Genomic DNA, 13,289 nt, shown 5'->3' with positions numbered 1-13,289 from the left:
ATTGAGAACAGTCAGTCAAGGAATGTCAGACGGCCCAGCGGACGTCTGTCGGCCGCCTCGCGCGGCCTTCGTCACGTGCGTCGTACGCACGATCGGACAACGCGTCGTCATTCGGCGCCGTCTTCAGTACGCGCTGCAACACATGCTCTTCGAGCGCGGCGAAACCGGCCGACGCGCGCGCGCGCGGACGCGCCAGCGGCACCGGCTGATCGAGTGCGATGCGTCCTTCCTCGATCAGCAGAATCCGGTCGCCGAGCGCCACGGCTTCATGCACGTCGTGCGTGACCAGCAGCGCGGTGAATCGATGTTCGCGCCACAGGCGCTCGATCAACGCGTGCATTTCGAGGCGCGTCAACGCATCGAGCGCGCCGAGCGGTTCATCGAGCAGCAGCAATTGCGGCCGATGCACGAGCGCCCGCGCCAGCGCCACGCGCTGACGCTGACCGCCGGAAAGCTGCGCGGGCCAGTCGTTGGCGCGCTCCAGCAGGCCGACTTCGGCGAGCACGGCGCGGGCATCCTCGCGTGCGCTGCGGCCAAGGCCCAGCATCACGTTCTGCAGCACGCTCTTCCAGGGCAACAGACGCGCGTCCTGGAACATGATGCGGGTGTCGAGCGTGCCGCCGTCTTCGTTGCGCTTTTCGAGCACGCCCGCGGTAGCCTTTTCCAGACCGGCGACGAGCCGCAGCAAGGTGGATTTCCCGCAGCCGCTGCGGCCGACAATCGCCACGAAGCTGCCGCGCTCGATCGACAGATCGAAACCGGACAGCACCTTGCGTTCGCCGTACCGCTTGCCGACGCCGCGCAACTCCACCGAATAATCCGCGGCGCGGCGGGCGTCGTCGCGCGCCAGTGCGCCGGCCGGCAGTTGCGCATCACCCCGCGCAGCGACGCGGGCATGATGATGCGTCGCTTCGGCGTGCTCCTGGTCCGCGGCTTCGTTCGCGTCGTGATCGACGGTGCGTGCTTGCGCCAGTTCGGCTTCGAGATCGCTGCCGGCAATCCCACTGAACGACGCCGACAATGTCGTTGCGTTCATGGCTTCGCTCCTCGTTGGTAGGCCGGATGCCAACGTAGCGAGACGCGCTCGAGGCTCTTGGCCAGCACGTCGGCGAGCTTGCCGAGCGCGGCGTAGAGCAGAATGCCGACCACCACCACATCGGTTTGCAGAAACTCGCGCGCATTCATCGTCATGTAGCCGATGCCCGATTGCGCGGAAATGGTCTCGGCGACAATCAGCGTGACCCACATCAGCCCGAACGCGAAACGCACACCGACCAGAATCGACGGCAACGCGCCCGGCAGAATCACATGCCGGTATAACGCGAAACCTCTCACGCCATAACTGCGCGCCATTTCGATCAGATTGGCATCGACTGAACGGATGCCGTGGAAGGTGTTCACGTAGATCGGGAAAAACACGCCCAGCGCGACGAGAAACACCTTCGCTTCCTCCTCGATGCCGAACCACAGGATCACGAGTGGAATCATCGCGAGTGCCGGGATGTTGCGGACCATCTGCACGGTCGAATCGAGCACGATCTCGGCGGGTTTGAACAGACCCGTGGCGAGCCCGAGCACGAGCCCGATGCCGCCGCCGATCGCAAAACCCGACACCGCGCGCCACGTGCTGACCTTCACGTCCGCCCACATTTCACCGGACTGGATCAGCGACCACGCGGCCTTCACGACCGCGAGCGGTTCGGGCAGCACGCGCGTGGACAACACGCCGCTCCTCGCGGCGAATTCCCACACCAGCAGAATCGCGAGCGGCGCGAGCCACGGCGCGAGATGCGCGCCGATCCGGCGCAACGTGTTCAAACCCGCGCCGGCCTCAACGGTTTCGTCCCGATCCGTACTTACAGTGGATTGAGCCATGCTTGCCTTCCTTATTGCCTGTCGATGATCGTGCATGCCGTTTGCAGCACTTGCACTCAGCTCGAACTGGCCGCCTTCGGCAGATAGTTGTTGCCGACGATCTCGCCGAACGGACCCGACAGCGGCCCGTTCGAAACCTTGTTCAGTCGGTTCGGCAGCAGCGGAAACACGAGTTCGGCGAAGCGATACGACTCTTCCAGATGCGGATAACCCGACAGAATGAAGGTCTCGATGCCGAGGTCCGTGTATTCCTTCATGAGCGCCGCCACCTGTTCCGGGTTGCCGACCAGCGCCGTGCCCGCGCCGCCGCGCACGAGGCCCACGCCCGCCCACAGATGCGGATAAACCTCGAGCTCCGCGCGGCCGCCGCGCTTGCCGCCGTGCAGCGCGGCCATCCGGCGTTGCCCTTCGGAGTCCATCTTCGAGAACGAGGCCTGGGCACGCGCGACGGTTTCGTCGTCGAGCTTGCTGATCAGCTTGTCGGCGGCGGCCCACGCTTCTTCTTCGGTCTCGCGCACGATCACGTGCAGACGAATCCCGAACTTGATCTGGCGGCCACGCGCCGCGGCGCGCGCGCGAATGTCGGCGATCTTCTTCGCCACTGCGGCCGGCGGCTCGCCCCACGTCAGATAGGTGTCGATATGCTCGCCCGCCATGTCGTGCGCGGCCGGCGACGAACCGCCGAACCACAGCGGCGGATGCGGGTGCTGCACGGGCGGATACAACGCCTTGCCGCCCTTCGAGCTCAGGTGCTTGCCTTCGAAGTCGATCGCGTCGTTGGTATGCGCGGCGGTGAGCAGCTTGCGCCAGATGTGCAGGAATTCGTCGGTGATTTCATAGCGCGTGTCGTGGTCGACGAACACGCCGTCGCCTTCCAGTTCCGCCGCATCGCCGCCGGTCACGACGTTGATCAGCAAACGCCCGTTCGACAGACGGTCGAACGTCGCCGCCATGCGCGCGGCCAGACCCGGCGACGAGATGCCCGGGCGAATCGCCACCAGGAATTTCAGCCGTTTGGTCGCGGCGATCAGGCTCGACGCGACCACCCACGCATCCTCGCATGAGCGCCCCGTCGGCAGCAGCACGCCCTCGTAGCCGAGCGTATCGGCGGCGACGGCGATCTGCTGGAAGTAGTCGTAATCGGCTGCGCGTGCGCCTTGGGACGTACCGAGATAGCGGCTGTCGCCGTGAGTCGGAATGAACCAGAACACATTCATTTGCTGCTCCTGCATGGTCGAAACTGGATTGAATGGAAACGGTGCGTCGAGTGCCGGCGCGCACGCGGCCGCGCGCATCCATCCGGCACGCAGCCGGGCGGTGCATCGCAAGGAGGCGGAAGAAACGCGGTAGCGGCGCTGGCTAGCGGCGGCAGCGGACCCGCCGGCGCGCGTGCGCCATGTGGCGGGTGAAGATCGGCATCAGGCAGGACATCGCGACGGCTTCCCTCGACCAAACGTGCGCGTCATGCGCTCGATTAAACAGCGACGGCGGCAAACGCCGTCTGTATGGAGAAACAGTCTATGGATCGGGCTGTCGCTTTTGAACGATTTTTTTTAGCTTAGGTTTTCCACTTTCGTGATTAGCCCGACGCTAAAGCATACGGATCTTGCGCGTGATGCATGCGCGCAAGCGCGTGCGCCTCGCGGGAAAACGCCGGCCGCGCCAGGTTTTGCGCCCTATCCGGAGCCTGGCGTAAAGCGACAGCTCGGGGGGCGCTCTATATAATGGCGCACGTTTCCAATAACCCGGTGCAGGCCACGCGACAGCACGCCGCCTGTACCCTGGCGGTGCAATGCATGCAAAAACTCATCCTGCCGTTCGTCGCCGGTTTTCTGGCTTCCCTGTTCTTCCACGAATCGACGCTGGCGCTGCTGCATGCAGCCGGGATGATCGACCCAAGCGGTTTTTCGACCGCGCCGTTTTTACCGCTCGGGCTGCCTGAGTTCATCGCCAACGCGATCTGGAGCGCGTTCTGGGCCGTGCTGATGGCCTGGCTCCTGCGCGTCGCGCCGCATCGGCGTGCGCCGTGGGTGCCGGCCTTCGTGTTCGGTGGTATTGCCTTGACGGCGGCGGGTGTGTTCGTCGTCGATCCGTTGCGCGGCATCTGGCCGAGCGGCAACATGCTGCCGCGCCTCGCGGTGGGTTTCGCGGCGAATGCCATGTGGGGCTGGGGCGCGCTGGTGTTCATGCGCGCGTTCATGGCGAGCGAAGAGGAAGAATAGGAGCGAGCGGTGAGCGGCCGGTCTGACCGGCCGTTACATGGTTCGCAATGCTGCCATGCCGTTACGCCATTACGCCGTTATGCCGCTGCACCGTTATGCCACTGCACCACTACGCCGTTACGCCGCTCCCAAGCCGGCATAGTTTCCCGCTGTTCCGGGCTTAGGGCCTAACCGCGCAAATCCCGCAACGGGTGTTCGTTAGCCGGCCACGGACTCTCGAACATCTTCTCGACCTCAACGGCATTCACATCCTCAATGCGCGCAAAGCGCCAGCGCGGCGCGTTGTCCTTATCGATGATGCGCGCGCGAATCCCTTCGATCGTGTCGCCATGCAGAAAGCTCGAGCGCGTCAGATCGAGGTCGCAGCGCAGCACGTCCGCCATCGAACCCTCGGCGCGCGTCACCACTTCCAGCGACACCGCCATCGACAACGGCGAACGTTCGCGCAAGATCCCGATCATCTGTTCGGCCCAATCGGCGGCCTCGCCGTTGCGCTCGCTCTCGAGCGAGGCGAGAATCCGCGCGACATCGGGTAACGCGAAGTGGCGGTCGATCAGCGCACGCGCGTTCGCCAGCAACGACGCCTCGGGCCGCGGCACGACCTGGTGCGCCAGCGCCTCACGTTCGATGCACGCCACCACGTCCGCGCCTCGCTCGAACAGCTCGCTGCGCAGCGTATCGACGAGCGCGGGCAATGCCGCGTCCTCGATGTAGGTGTCGGCCAGACCCGCGTAGAGCGCGTCGGCCGCGTCGATCGTCTCGCCGGTCACGGACAGATAGCGCCCGATCGCGCCGGGCGTGCGGGCCAGAAACCAGCTCGCGCCGACATCGGGAAAGAGTCCAATACGGGTTTCGGGCATGGCCATTCTGGTCGAGTCGGTGACGACGCGCAGGCCGCCGGTGCGATGCGCGCCCTGCGAAATACCCATGCCGCCGCCCATCACGACGCCGTTCATCAACGCGATATACGGCTTCGGATAAGTGAAGATCGCGTGATTGAGCCGGTATTCCTCGATAAAAAACGTGTCGCGCGCGTCATGCTCGCCGCGTTGCGCCGTCTCGTACAGAAAGCGGACGTCGCCGCCCGCGCAAAACGCGCGCGGGTGCTGGCTGCGTATCACGACGGCGAGCACATCGGGATTTTCACGCCACTGGTCGAGCGCCGCGTGGATTGCGCGAATCATGCCGGTGGACAGCGCGTTGAGCGCTTTCGGCCTTTCCAGTTCGATGAAACCGATGCGGTTGGCTACGTAAGTCGCGACTTCGTCGCTGACGGCGGGCGAGGCGGAAATGGACATGGGGAGCTAAGCGCAACGGCGCAAAGTGAGGTGGAATTGAACGTTATCATGCACTCGGGGCTTTGCGCCTAACGGCGGGCGCGGCGACACCGGCCGTTGCCGCTTGCGCCGGCTTCTTGCCCGACGGCTGAGCGACGGGTTCGCGGTGCGGTTCCGGCTTCGGTTCCGGCTTCGGTTCCGACTTCGGGTCCAGCTTCGCCGGCGGCTCGGCGCTCGCGCGCGGAGATTTCTTCTTGCGCGTGCCGCCGGTAGTCGCGCTGCTCCGCGACCGCGCGGAGTTTTCCGTTGCCTGCGACGCACCCAGCCAGGTATCCAGCGCGACGGCCACGACAGTCTCGAGCGATGTAGCCGGAAATACCGGACACGTGAGATTCAGTGCAACGATGCCGTGCAAGGTCGCCCAGAATGCCTCGGCCCACACCGCCAGATCCGTCGATGCCGGCAACCCGCCAGCCGCTTTGAGTTCTTCGAGCGCGGCGATCATGATGTGCAACGCGGCCTCGCCGGGGTCGTCCTCGGGCGCGGCCGCCTCACCGTTCGCCGCCTGCGCCGCCGCGATTCCGGAGTCCTCGTCCCGCGCCGCCTTGTCCTTGCCCGCACCTCTCGCCGCGCCGCCCATTGCCGCGCCGGTATAGCTCGGATCTTCCATAAAGATCAGCCGGTACGTTTCAGGATGCGCGACGCCGAACGCCACGTAAGCCCGCCCCAGCGCCTTGAGCCGCTCCGCCGGATCGGCAAGGCGCGCGAGCGGCACGAATGTCTCCAGCAGTTGCGCATAGCCTTCCGCGCATAACGCCTGCGCGATCTCGTCACGACTCGCAAAGTGAAGGTAGAGCGTGGCCGGTGAATATTCGATGGCGTCGGCGATCTTGCGCATGGAGAGCGCGGCAAAGCCTTCGCGCATCACGATGCGGCGGGCGGCATCGAGGATGCGCTCGCGCAGTGCCTGTTTCTGGCGGTTCTTTCGTTCAGCGATTCCCATGGCGAACATTCTCGGGTTGACAAACTGAAAAGTCAAATTAAACTGAACACCGTTCACTAAACAGTGTTCACTAAATTTTCAACCGTCAGACAACGTTAGTCCATTTATGCGGCCGCGATACGGCGCCGCTTCGAGGAGTCGTCATGCAAGGCACAGGCAAAGTGGGTTTATTCGGAGCCGCGGGCGCGGCCGGTCAGAGCATTGCTGCGGCGCTCGGCGCTGCGGGCCGCGACTACCGGGCCGTCGGCCGTTCGCGCGGGCCGCTGGAGGCCGCGTTCGGCCGCGACCCGCGCGCGGAGATCGTCACGTGGAATCCGGACGACCCCGCTTCGATCCGCGCGGCGGCAGAGGGTCTGCAGACTGTGATCTATCTGGTCGGCGTGCCCTACGATCAGTTTGCCGCGCACCCGCCGCTGATGGAGCGAACCCTCGCCGGCGTCACGGCGGCGGGCGTCGAGCGTTTCATTCTGATCGGCACGGTGTATCCGTACGGCCGCGCGCAGGGCAATCCGATCAGCGAAAAGCATCCGCGCGAGCCGCACACGTTCAAAGGCCGGATGCGGCTCGCGCAGGAAAATCTGGTATTGGCGGCGCACGGACGGGACGGCCTCTCGACCCTCGTGTTGCGTCTGCCCGACTTCTACGGCCCATGCATCGAGCGCAGCCTGCTGAACGGCGTGTTCGAAGGCGCCGCAACCGGCAAGCGCGCGCAGATGATCGGCCCGCTGGACGTCCCGCATGAATTCATCTATCTGCCGGATGTCGGGCCGGTGGTCGAAAAGCTCACGCGCACGCCCGCAGCGTATGGGCGCTGGTGGCACCTTGCCGGCGCGGGCACCATCACGCAGCGCGAAGTCGCGCGGCAGGCCTACGCGCTGGCCGGCCGCGCACCGAAGCTGATGGTGGCCGGCAAGACGCTGCTGCGCCTGCTCGGCCTGTTCAATCCGTTGATGCGGGAACTGGTGGAGATGAACTACCTGATGACCGAACCGGTCGTGCTCGACGATTCGGCGTTGACGGAACTGATCGGCCCGATCGCCAGGACGTCTTACGAGGAAGGCATCCGCCATGCTTTCGACGCCGCGCGCGAGGCGGCAGCGCCGAAGGCTGGAACAAACGGCAGCACCGCGAACGCGGTTTGATCGGGCGCGCGAAGAAGACAGACGCGCCAGTGTGCGATGAGCGGCGCTCGCGCCTCGTTACCGGCCAGCGAGCGGCCTTTTGCGCCGATGTATGCGCCGATGTATAAAAGCTCGCCCAGGCTCGCCCCGTCCGCTCAGTTCCAACGGCCGCGCTCAATTACGGTCAGTTGTCATCAACCGGCTACGTTGCCCGGTGGAAAGTGGCCGCTTTTCAGCAGCACGGGCGTGCCGTTACTGATCTGCAAGTGCTCGCGCGCCACCGCCTCGATGCGCCGACGCCCGGCGTCGAACGCGCGCATCCAGCCTTCCAGGTCTTCGGAATAGGCGCCGAAGTGATCTTCGAGCGCTTCGACCGAGATCGCGCACGGCACGGGCTCGCCGTCCACCAGCGCGGGAAAGACAACGGTCAGATTGGAGTCGCGGTAAGCGGGCGCGTCCGCGGGAAACCGAATTTCCATGGTCGCCTCATCAGAAAGATCCGACAGGAAACCGGTGCCGGCGAGAACCGGCCGGCCCCGGACAACGTCGATATGGTACTCGCGCGGCCGGACCGCGGTCCAGCCTGCCGCGGCGCTTTCATCGGCGGTTTTGTCGATGCTCCAGGCGACGGCCTTTTCCCCTTGACGCGCCGCCATCAACTGCCTCCCAGCAGGCGGTCGACGTAATCGCGCGCCGCCTGCTCGACGAACACGAGCGCCTCCTCTTCGCTGCCGAAGCGCTGCCCGTCGCCGAGTTCGAGCAGCGTTTCCATCCGATGAGGATCGTCCGGGCCATGTTCAGCGAGACTCACCGAGCCGACGTAAGTGCCGCTCGCGCCGCCGGCCGATGTAGCCGGTGTGTCGACCGCCGGTACGAGGCGCGCGGCGGCGCTAATGTAATAACCGCGATAAGGGCCGCTGACCCGTTCAGCCATATTCGTTCTCCTCGTTGCAATTCGAGTTCATGAGCGGACGCCGCGTGGATCCGCGCCCGATACGCCTGTCTGCGTCGACCTCCGTTGGCCCTACGGTGCACATGCTCCGCCCGAGTTGCACGCAAGTCGGCACGCCGCAGCCAACCAGTATGTAAGGCGCCTTGCGAGCCGATTAGTTCTGTAGCGGCCAGCAACGCGATCTCTCGATCGCACTTGTTCGGCTCGCGCCGGTCGAACTGGATCATCGGCACGATCCGTGCTGCTGCCACGACGCCTTTTCCAGTTCAGCGAGCGCAATATGGGAAAATATTTTCTGCAAAACCACGAACTGCCCGAACCGGATGCGGCGAACAAATGGTTTGCCTACGCCGAAAGCCACGGCATCGACATTCCGAAAGCCATCAGCATCTGGGAAGACGCGGCCACCGAGAAAGGCGCCGAAAGCCGTCGGCTGGTCAGTGCGGCGGGCATTACGATCGAAACGCCCTGAGATCGCCGTGAATCAACAGCCGCGCCCGGTTGGCGCGACACGCCCGAACATCTCAATCTGAAAGGAAACATCACGATGCATTTCATGACGCAACTGCGCCGCGCCGGCCGCCTCGACCGCCTCCGAACCCGTGCGGCGCTTGCGCTGGTTCGCCGGACGTCGCTCGCGGCCGCCCTTCCCGCCGCCGTGCTGTTGGGCGTGGGCCTCGCCGGCTGCGCATCGTCGAACACCACGTCGCTGATCAACCTGCCGAACGGCCAGACCGGTTTCGCCGTGAATTGCAGCGGCGCCGACGCCGCTTCCAGCTGGGCCTCGTGCTACGTGCAGGCCGGCAAGGCATGCGGCGCGACGGGCTATGACATCGTGTCGAAAGACAATGACGAAGGCGGCACGGCGGGCGGCAGCGTCACGAACGTCGTCTCGGCCAACGTGAAGAACCGTTCGATGATCGTGCGCTGCAAATAAGAAGAAGCGAACCCGAAGCTCGTGGGTCGGCGCGAGTGCTCAGTGCGCCTGCATCTTCGAGAACATGTTCAGCACGGCGACGCCGGCAATGATCAGCCCGAGGCCGATAATGGCCGGCACGTCGGGCACCTGCCGGTACAACACCACCGCGACCAGCGTGATCAGCACGATGCCGGCGCCGGACCATACCGCATAGACGATGCCGACCGGAATACTCCTGAGCGTCAGCGACAGGCAATAGAACGCCACGCCATAGCCGAGCACCACCACCGCTGAAGGCAGCAACCGCGAGAAACCGTCCGACGCGCGCATCGCGGAAGTTGCAATCACTTCGGCCACGATGGCGATGCCTAGCAATGCATAAGCGGGCAACCGCATCGCTTCAGGCCTTTGCAAGCGCGAGCTTGCTGTAGTCGTGGCCGAGGTGCGCGCACAGCGCTTCCACCACCAGTTCGTGATCGGCGCGTTGCGGCAAACCCGACACCGTGATCGAACCGATCACGCCCGCGCCCGCCACCGTCAGCGGAAACGCGCCGCCGTGCGACGCGTATTCCGTATTGGGCAAGCCGTGCTTGTCGGCGAGCGTGCTGCCGGCCTGCTGCATCTTCAGACCGATCGCGTACGAACTGCGGCGAAAATGCGCGACCGTATTGCCTTTGCGGCGCGCCCAATCGACGTTGTCCGGTGTGGCGCCGTCGAGCAGACTGAAGAACAGCGGCTGGCCGAAAGTGCGCACGTCGATCGCAGCGGGGATGCCACGCGCCTTGGCGACCTCATGCAGATAGGCACCGACCTGCCACGCGCGGTCGGGATCGAATTGGGGAAACACCAGGGCATGTTCCTGAGCGGCAATCACCTGCAGATCGTGAGCGATATCCATGAGGGTTCGGGGCAACGTAGGAGGTGAAGCGTACGCCGCCGTGCAGACACGGCGGCGCCGCGAAGAGAACCTGAATTCTAGCGCAGCGTCTTACGTGTGCCTTCCGGCATGCGACGCGGGCAATGCGTGCGGCGACTTTGAGGAGATCGCGGCGCCGGCCGCGAGATAGGCGGATTGAAGCCGGTTCTTAATTAGCTGTTGCATAGTCATGCACTTTCTTCTATAATCTTTTCTTCGACGGACGCGGGGTGGAGCAGTCTGGCAGCTCGTCGGGCTCATAACCCGAAGGTCGTAGGTTCAAATCCTACCCCCGCAACCAAGTGCATCGCGTATGCTCAAGACGTCGAAAACAACATTCAAGGCTTGCCAAACCGGCAGGCCTTTTTTGTTTCTTTTGCCAAATCTTTCATAACGGGTTGCGAGTTCCGCGCGCTGCGTCCGTCTTTCCCGTTCCGTACCCGGAGCTCATCAGGGGTTCGCGATATCAGGATATGCCTTACCCGCAACACCATTCGCGCCCGCGGATCAACGCCCGCGCGAAAGATATTCTGCATCCCGAATCAAATATACCCTTCCTCTGCCTGTTGTCCCCGTCGCACCCCTTCGCATAAAGCCCACTCACCGCCAGCTCCCGCACGCCACCTTTCCCCCGCCTGAGTAAAACCGCGCCCCAGTGATAAACTCCTATCACCCTTTCCTGCCCCCTTCCTATGAAATTCTGTTCTGTCTGCGGCCACGGCGTCAGCCTGAGCATTCCGCCGGGCGACAACCGCGAGCGCTTCGTATGCGCCAGTTGCGGCACGGTGCATTATCAGAATCCGCGCAACGTGGTCGGCACCGTTCCGGTGTGGGACGACAAGGTGCTGCTGTGCCGTCGCGCGATCGAACCGCGTTACGGCTACTGGACGCTGCCGGCGGGCTTCATGGAAATGGGTGAGACAACCGCCGAGGCGGCATCGCGCGAAACGCTGGAAGAAGCCGGCGCGCGCGTCGAAGTGCAAAATCTCTTCTCGCTGTTGAACGTGCCGCACGTGCATCAGGTGCATCTGTTCTATATGGCGCGCCTGCTCGATCTCGACATTGCCGCCGGCGAAGAAAGTCTCGAAGTAAAACTCTTCGAAGAACATGAAGTGCCCTGGGACGAAATCGCCTTCCCCACGGTCGGCCAGACATTGCGTTTCTTTTTCGCCGACCGCGCCGCCGGCAGCTTCGGCCTGCACACGGGCGACATCTTCCGCTCGCTGCGCGAAGGTTGAGCGGCGCGCATGGTTCCCTGGCTCGGACCCGACGATCCGTTTCCTCCCGTCGAGCGCGCGCTCGGCGCGAACAGTGGCGCGCCGGGCCTGCTCGCCGCCAGCGGCGATCTGCTGACGTCGCGCCTGATCGACGCCTATCGGCGCGGCATCTTCCCGTGGTATTCGGACGGCCAGCCGGTGTTGTGGTGGAGTCCCGACCCGCGCATGATCCTGCGCCCCGCCGAATTCAAAGTGTCGCCGTCGCTGCGCAAAACGCTCCGGCGCGTGCTGCGCGACGACGCGTGGGAAATCCGCGTCGACCATGATTTCGCCGCCGTGATGCGCGCCTGCGCGCAGGCGCCGCGACGTGGACAGCGCGGCACGTGGATCACCGCCGACGTGGTCGAGGCGTACTCGTCGCTGCATCGTGTGGGCGACGCGCACAGCATCGAAACCTGGTTCGAAGGCAGGCGCGTGGGCGGTTTGTACGGCGTGTCGTTCGGCAAGATGTTCTTCGGCGAATCCATGTTCGCGGAGGTCACGGACGCGTCGAAAATGGCGCTGGCCGCGCTCGTCGGACACTTGCGCCGTCACGAAATAGAAATGATAGACTGCCAGCAGAACACGTCGCATCTGGCGTCGCTGGGCGGTCGCGAGATAGCGCGCAAGGCGTTCATCGCGCATGTTCGCGCGTCGGTCGAGGCGCCGCCTATTCCCTGGCTCTTCGACAAGACCGTGCTGCTCGAGATCGTCGCGCCGGCGGCGTAGGAAGAATCAGGCCGAATCCGGACCCGCCGCCCACCGAGCCGCGGGTCACTAGCCGCGGGTCGTCGACCGCAAGGCGCCGGGTTTGCATTACCAGAGACGCTTCGAGAGCTGCCAACGTGACTCATCCCAACGAGCTGCCTCTTTCCCCGCTTTCGGCGCTGCAATTTTATGCAACGGCGCCCTATCCCTGCAGTTATCTGGACGGGCGCATCGCGCGTTCGCAAGTCGCCACCCCCAGTCATCTGATCAACTCCGACGTCTACACCGACCTCGTCAAGGCCGGCTTCCGGCGCTCGGGCGTGTTCACCTACCGGCCGTATTGCGATGGCTGCCGCGCCTGCGTGCCGGTGCGTGTACCTGTCGACCGGTTCGAGCCGAACCGCACGCAGCGCCGCGTCTGGAAGAAACACGGCGAACTGATCGCGACCGTCGCGCCGCTCCATTACGACGAAGAACACTATGCGCTTTACATGCGCTATCAGTCGGCGCGGCACGCGGGCGGCGGCATGGACCGCGACAGCCGCGACCAGTACGAGCAGTTCCTGCTGCAGAGCCGGATCAACTCGCGGCTGGTCGAATTCCGCGAGCCGCCGCGCGAGTGGCCAGAACAGCCGGAGCGGCCGGATGCGCCCGGCATTCTGCGCATGATCAGCATGATCGATATTCTCGGCGACGGGCTCTCGTCGGTGTACACGTTTTTCGAGCCGGGGCTGCCACACACGAGCTTCGGCACCTACAACATCTATTGGCAGATCGAGCAGGCGCGCAGCCTGAAGCTGCCCTACGTGTACCTCGGCTACTGGATTCGCGAGAGTCCGAAAATGGCGTACAAGGCGAATTTCCACCCGCTAGAGGGCTTGATCGACGGCGCCTGGCGTGTGCTCGACCCCACCGGCCTGGATCTGCCGCCGGTCGATCTGGCGATTCACGGCAAACGTCCGCCGTTCAAGCCGTAGCTCATCGTAGCTCACCTGGCCGGTCGCCGCCCGGTCCAGCGAGTCGGCTTCATCAATGCGTCA

Annotated in this window: 16 protein-coding genes and 1 tRNA gene; 8 read left to right on the top strand and 9 right to left on the bottom strand. The window is 64.5% G+C overall.

Annotated elements, in window-relative coordinates; translation table 11 throughout:
* Window positions 1–25: 25 nt before the first annotated feature.
* The 3 genes from PDMSB3_RS08455 to ssuD are packed head-to-tail and all read right to left on the bottom strand — an operon-like array spanning window position 26 to window position 3,092.
* Window positions 26–1,036 (bottom strand): ATP-binding cassette domain-containing protein, encoded by a 1,011-nt coding sequence (locus PDMSB3_RS08455; protein ID WP_165185759.1) that lies wholly within the window; start codon window positions 1,034–1,036, stop codon window positions 26–28.
* Window positions 1,033–1,875, bottom strand: a complete 843-nt coding sequence (gene ssuC, locus PDMSB3_RS08450) for an aliphatic sulfonate ABC transporter permease SsuC (RefSeq protein ID WP_007182149.1) — start codon at window positions 1,873–1,875, stop codon at window positions 1,033–1,035. Before ssuC ends, PDMSB3_RS08455 begins: the two co-directional genes overlap by 4 nt.
* A gap of 56 nt (window positions 1,876–1,931) precedes the next feature.
* Window positions 1,932–3,092 (bottom strand): FMNH2-dependent alkanesulfonate monooxygenase, encoded by a 1,161-nt coding sequence (gene ssuD / locus PDMSB3_RS08445; protein ID WP_007182150.1) that lies wholly within the window; start codon window positions 3,090–3,092, stop codon window positions 1,932–1,934.
* 579 nt (window positions 3,093–3,671) lie between these two features.
* Between ssuD and PDMSB3_RS08440 the strand changes: the two genes are divergently transcribed.
* Entirely contained in the window at window positions 3,672–4,097 is a 426-nt protein-coding gene (locus PDMSB3_RS08440; protein WP_035518635.1) for a hypothetical protein, read from the top strand.
* 167 nt (window positions 4,098–4,264) lie between these two features.
* Here the strand turns inward: PDMSB3_RS08440 and PDMSB3_RS08435 are convergent, their stop codons facing one another.
* Both PDMSB3_RS08435 and PDMSB3_RS08430 read right to left on the bottom strand, forming a co-directional pair.
* Entirely contained in the window at window positions 4,265–5,395 is a 1,131-nt protein-coding gene (locus PDMSB3_RS08435; protein ID WP_007182152.1) for an enoyl-CoA hydratase/isomerase family protein, read from the bottom strand.
* Window positions 5,396–5,441: 46 nt separating this feature from the next.
* A complete protein-coding gene (locus tag PDMSB3_RS08430) occupies window positions 5,442–6,377 on the bottom strand; it encodes a TetR/AcrR family transcriptional regulator (RefSeq protein ID WP_165185756.1) in 936 nt (311 codons plus the stop codon).
* Between the two features lie 143 nt (window positions 6,378–6,520).
* Between PDMSB3_RS08430 and PDMSB3_RS08425 the strand changes: the two genes are divergently transcribed.
* Window positions 6,521–7,519 (top strand): NAD-dependent epimerase/dehydratase family protein, encoded by a 999-nt coding sequence (locus PDMSB3_RS08425; protein WP_007182154.1) that lies wholly within the window; start codon window positions 6,521–6,523, stop codon window positions 7,517–7,519.
* 173 nt (window positions 7,520–7,692) lie between these two features.
* On the opposite strand, the gene PDMSB3_RS37815 is transcribed toward PDMSB3_RS08425, so the two are convergent.
* The gene (locus PDMSB3_RS37815) at window positions 7,693–8,154 is read right to left on the bottom strand and encodes a DUF1488 family protein (RefSeq protein ID WP_007182155.1); all 462 of its coding nucleotides are present in this window, start codon (window positions 8,152–8,154) and stop codon (window positions 7,693–7,695) included.
* Window positions 8,154–8,432, bottom strand: a complete 279-nt coding sequence (locus tag PDMSB3_RS08415) for a hypothetical protein (RefSeq protein WP_007182156.1) — start codon at window positions 8,430–8,432, stop codon at window positions 8,154–8,156. The genes PDMSB3_RS37815 and PDMSB3_RS08415 overlap by 1 nt, the downstream gene beginning before the upstream one ends.
* 298 nt (window positions 8,433–8,730) lie before the next feature.
* Here PDMSB3_RS08415 and PDMSB3_RS08410 point away from each other — a divergent pair, with 298 nt between their 5' ends.
* Both PDMSB3_RS08410 and PDMSB3_RS08405 read left to right on the top strand, forming a co-directional pair.
* Window positions 8,731–8,922, top strand: coding sequence for a hypothetical protein (locus tag PDMSB3_RS08410; protein ID WP_011488127.1), 192 nt, complete (start codon window positions 8,731–8,733; stop codon window positions 8,920–8,922).
* A gap of 75 nt (window positions 8,923–8,997) precedes the next feature.
* Complete coding sequence (locus tag PDMSB3_RS08405; RefSeq protein ID WP_011488126.1) at window positions 8,998–9,387, top strand: hypothetical protein; 390 nt, start codon at window positions 8,998–9,000, stop codon at window positions 9,385–9,387.
* A 39-nt stretch (window positions 9,388–9,426) separates the two neighbouring features.
* Here the strand turns inward: PDMSB3_RS08405 and PDMSB3_RS08400 are convergent, their stop codons facing one another.
* Both PDMSB3_RS08400 and PDMSB3_RS08395 read right to left on the bottom strand, forming a co-directional pair.
* Window positions 9,427–9,759, bottom strand: coding sequence for a DMT family transporter (locus tag PDMSB3_RS08400; RefSeq protein WP_405044856.1), 333 nt, complete (start codon window positions 9,757–9,759; stop codon window positions 9,427–9,429).
* Between the two features lie 10 nt (window positions 9,760–9,769).
* Window positions 9,770–10,267 carry a heme-degrading domain-containing protein gene (locus PDMSB3_RS08395; protein WP_011488124.1) on the bottom strand — a complete coding sequence of 166 codons (498 nt, stop codon included), beginning with the start codon at window positions 10,265–10,267 and terminating at the stop codon, window positions 9,770–9,772.
* Between the two features lie 242 nt (window positions 10,268–10,509).
* On the opposite strand from PDMSB3_RS08395, the gene PDMSB3_RS08390 reads away from it, so the two are divergent.
* From PDMSB3_RS08390 to PDMSB3_RS08375, 4 genes are all read left to right on the top strand, one after another.
* Window positions 10,510–10,586: transfer RNA gene (locus PDMSB3_RS08390), tRNA-Met, on the top strand.
* Between the two features lie 391 nt (window positions 10,587–10,977).
* Window positions 10,978–11,523: an NUDIX hydrolase gene (locus PDMSB3_RS08385; protein WP_007182161.1), complete on the top strand. Its 546-nt coding sequence runs from the start codon at window positions 10,978–10,980 to the stop codon at window positions 11,521–11,523.
* A 9-nt stretch (window positions 11,524–11,532) separates the two neighbouring features.
* Entirely contained in the window at window positions 11,533–12,270 is a 738-nt protein-coding gene (gene aat, locus PDMSB3_RS08380) for a leucyl/phenylalanyl-tRNA--protein transferase (protein WP_165185750.1), read from the top strand.
* Between the two features lie 116 nt (window positions 12,271–12,386).
* Window positions 12,387–13,226: an arginyltransferase gene (locus PDMSB3_RS08375; RefSeq protein ID WP_011488122.1), complete on the top strand. Its 840-nt coding sequence runs from the start codon at window positions 12,387–12,389 to the stop codon at window positions 13,224–13,226.
* Window positions 13,227–13,289: the final 63 nt, after the last annotated feature.

Origin of the sequence: Paraburkholderia dioscoreae (assembly GCF_902459535.1) — a bacterium.
Taxonomy (GTDB): Bacteria; Pseudomonadota; Gammaproteobacteria; order Burkholderiales; family Burkholderiaceae; genus Paraburkholderia; species Paraburkholderia dioscoreae.
This window is presented reverse-complemented; position numbering and strand designations above follow the sequence as displayed.

Bases quoted from the DNA above. Each gene is read 5' to 3' on its own strand.
- PDMSB3_RS08455 (WP_165185759.1), bottom strand. From the start codon at position 1,036: ATGAACGCAACGACATTGTCGGCGTCGTTCAGTGGGATTGCCGGCAGC.
- ssuC (WP_007182149.1), bottom strand. From the start codon at position 1,875: ATGGCTCAATCCACTGTAAGTACGGATCGGGACGAAACCGTTGAGGCC.
- ssuD (WP_007182150.1), bottom strand. From the start codon at position 3,092: ATGAATGTGTTCTGGTTCATTCCGACTCACGGCGACAGCCGCTATCTC.
- PDMSB3_RS08440 (WP_035518635.1), top strand. From the start codon at position 3,672: ATGCAAAAACTCATCCTGCCGTTCGTCGCCGGTTTTCTGGCTTCCCTG.
- PDMSB3_RS08435 (WP_007182152.1), bottom strand. From the start codon at position 5,395: ATGTCCATTTCCGCCTCGCCCGCCGTCAGCGACGAAGTCGCGACTTAC.
- PDMSB3_RS08430 (WP_165185756.1), bottom strand. From the start codon at position 6,377: ATGGGAATCGCTGAACGAAAGAACCGCCAGAAACAGGCACTGCGCGAG.
- PDMSB3_RS08425 (WP_007182154.1), top strand. From the start codon at position 6,521: ATGCAAGGCACAGGCAAAGTGGGTTTATTCGGAGCCGCGGGCGCGGCC.
- PDMSB3_RS37815 (WP_007182155.1), bottom strand. From the start codon at position 8,154: ATGGCGGCGCGTCAAGGGGAAAAGGCCGTCGCCTGGAGCATCGACAAA.
- PDMSB3_RS08415 (WP_007182156.1), bottom strand. From the start codon at position 8,432: ATGGCTGAACGGGTCAGCGGCCCTTATCGCGGTTATTACATTAGCGCC.
- PDMSB3_RS08410 (WP_011488127.1), top strand. From the start codon at position 8,731: ATGGGAAAATATTTTCTGCAAAACCACGAACTGCCCGAACCGGATGCG.
- PDMSB3_RS08405 (WP_011488126.1), top strand. From the start codon at position 8,998: ATGCATTTCATGACGCAACTGCGCCGCGCCGGCCGCCTCGACCGCCTC.
- PDMSB3_RS08395 (WP_011488124.1), bottom strand. From the start codon at position 10,267: ATGGATATCGCTCACGATCTGCAGGTGATTGCCGCTCAGGAACATGCC.
- PDMSB3_RS08385 (WP_007182161.1), top strand. From the start codon at position 10,978: ATGAAATTCTGTTCTGTCTGCGGCCACGGCGTCAGCCTGAGCATTCCG.
- aat (WP_165185750.1), top strand. From the start codon at position 11,533: ATGGTTCCCTGGCTCGGACCCGACGATCCGTTTCCTCCCGTCGAGCGC.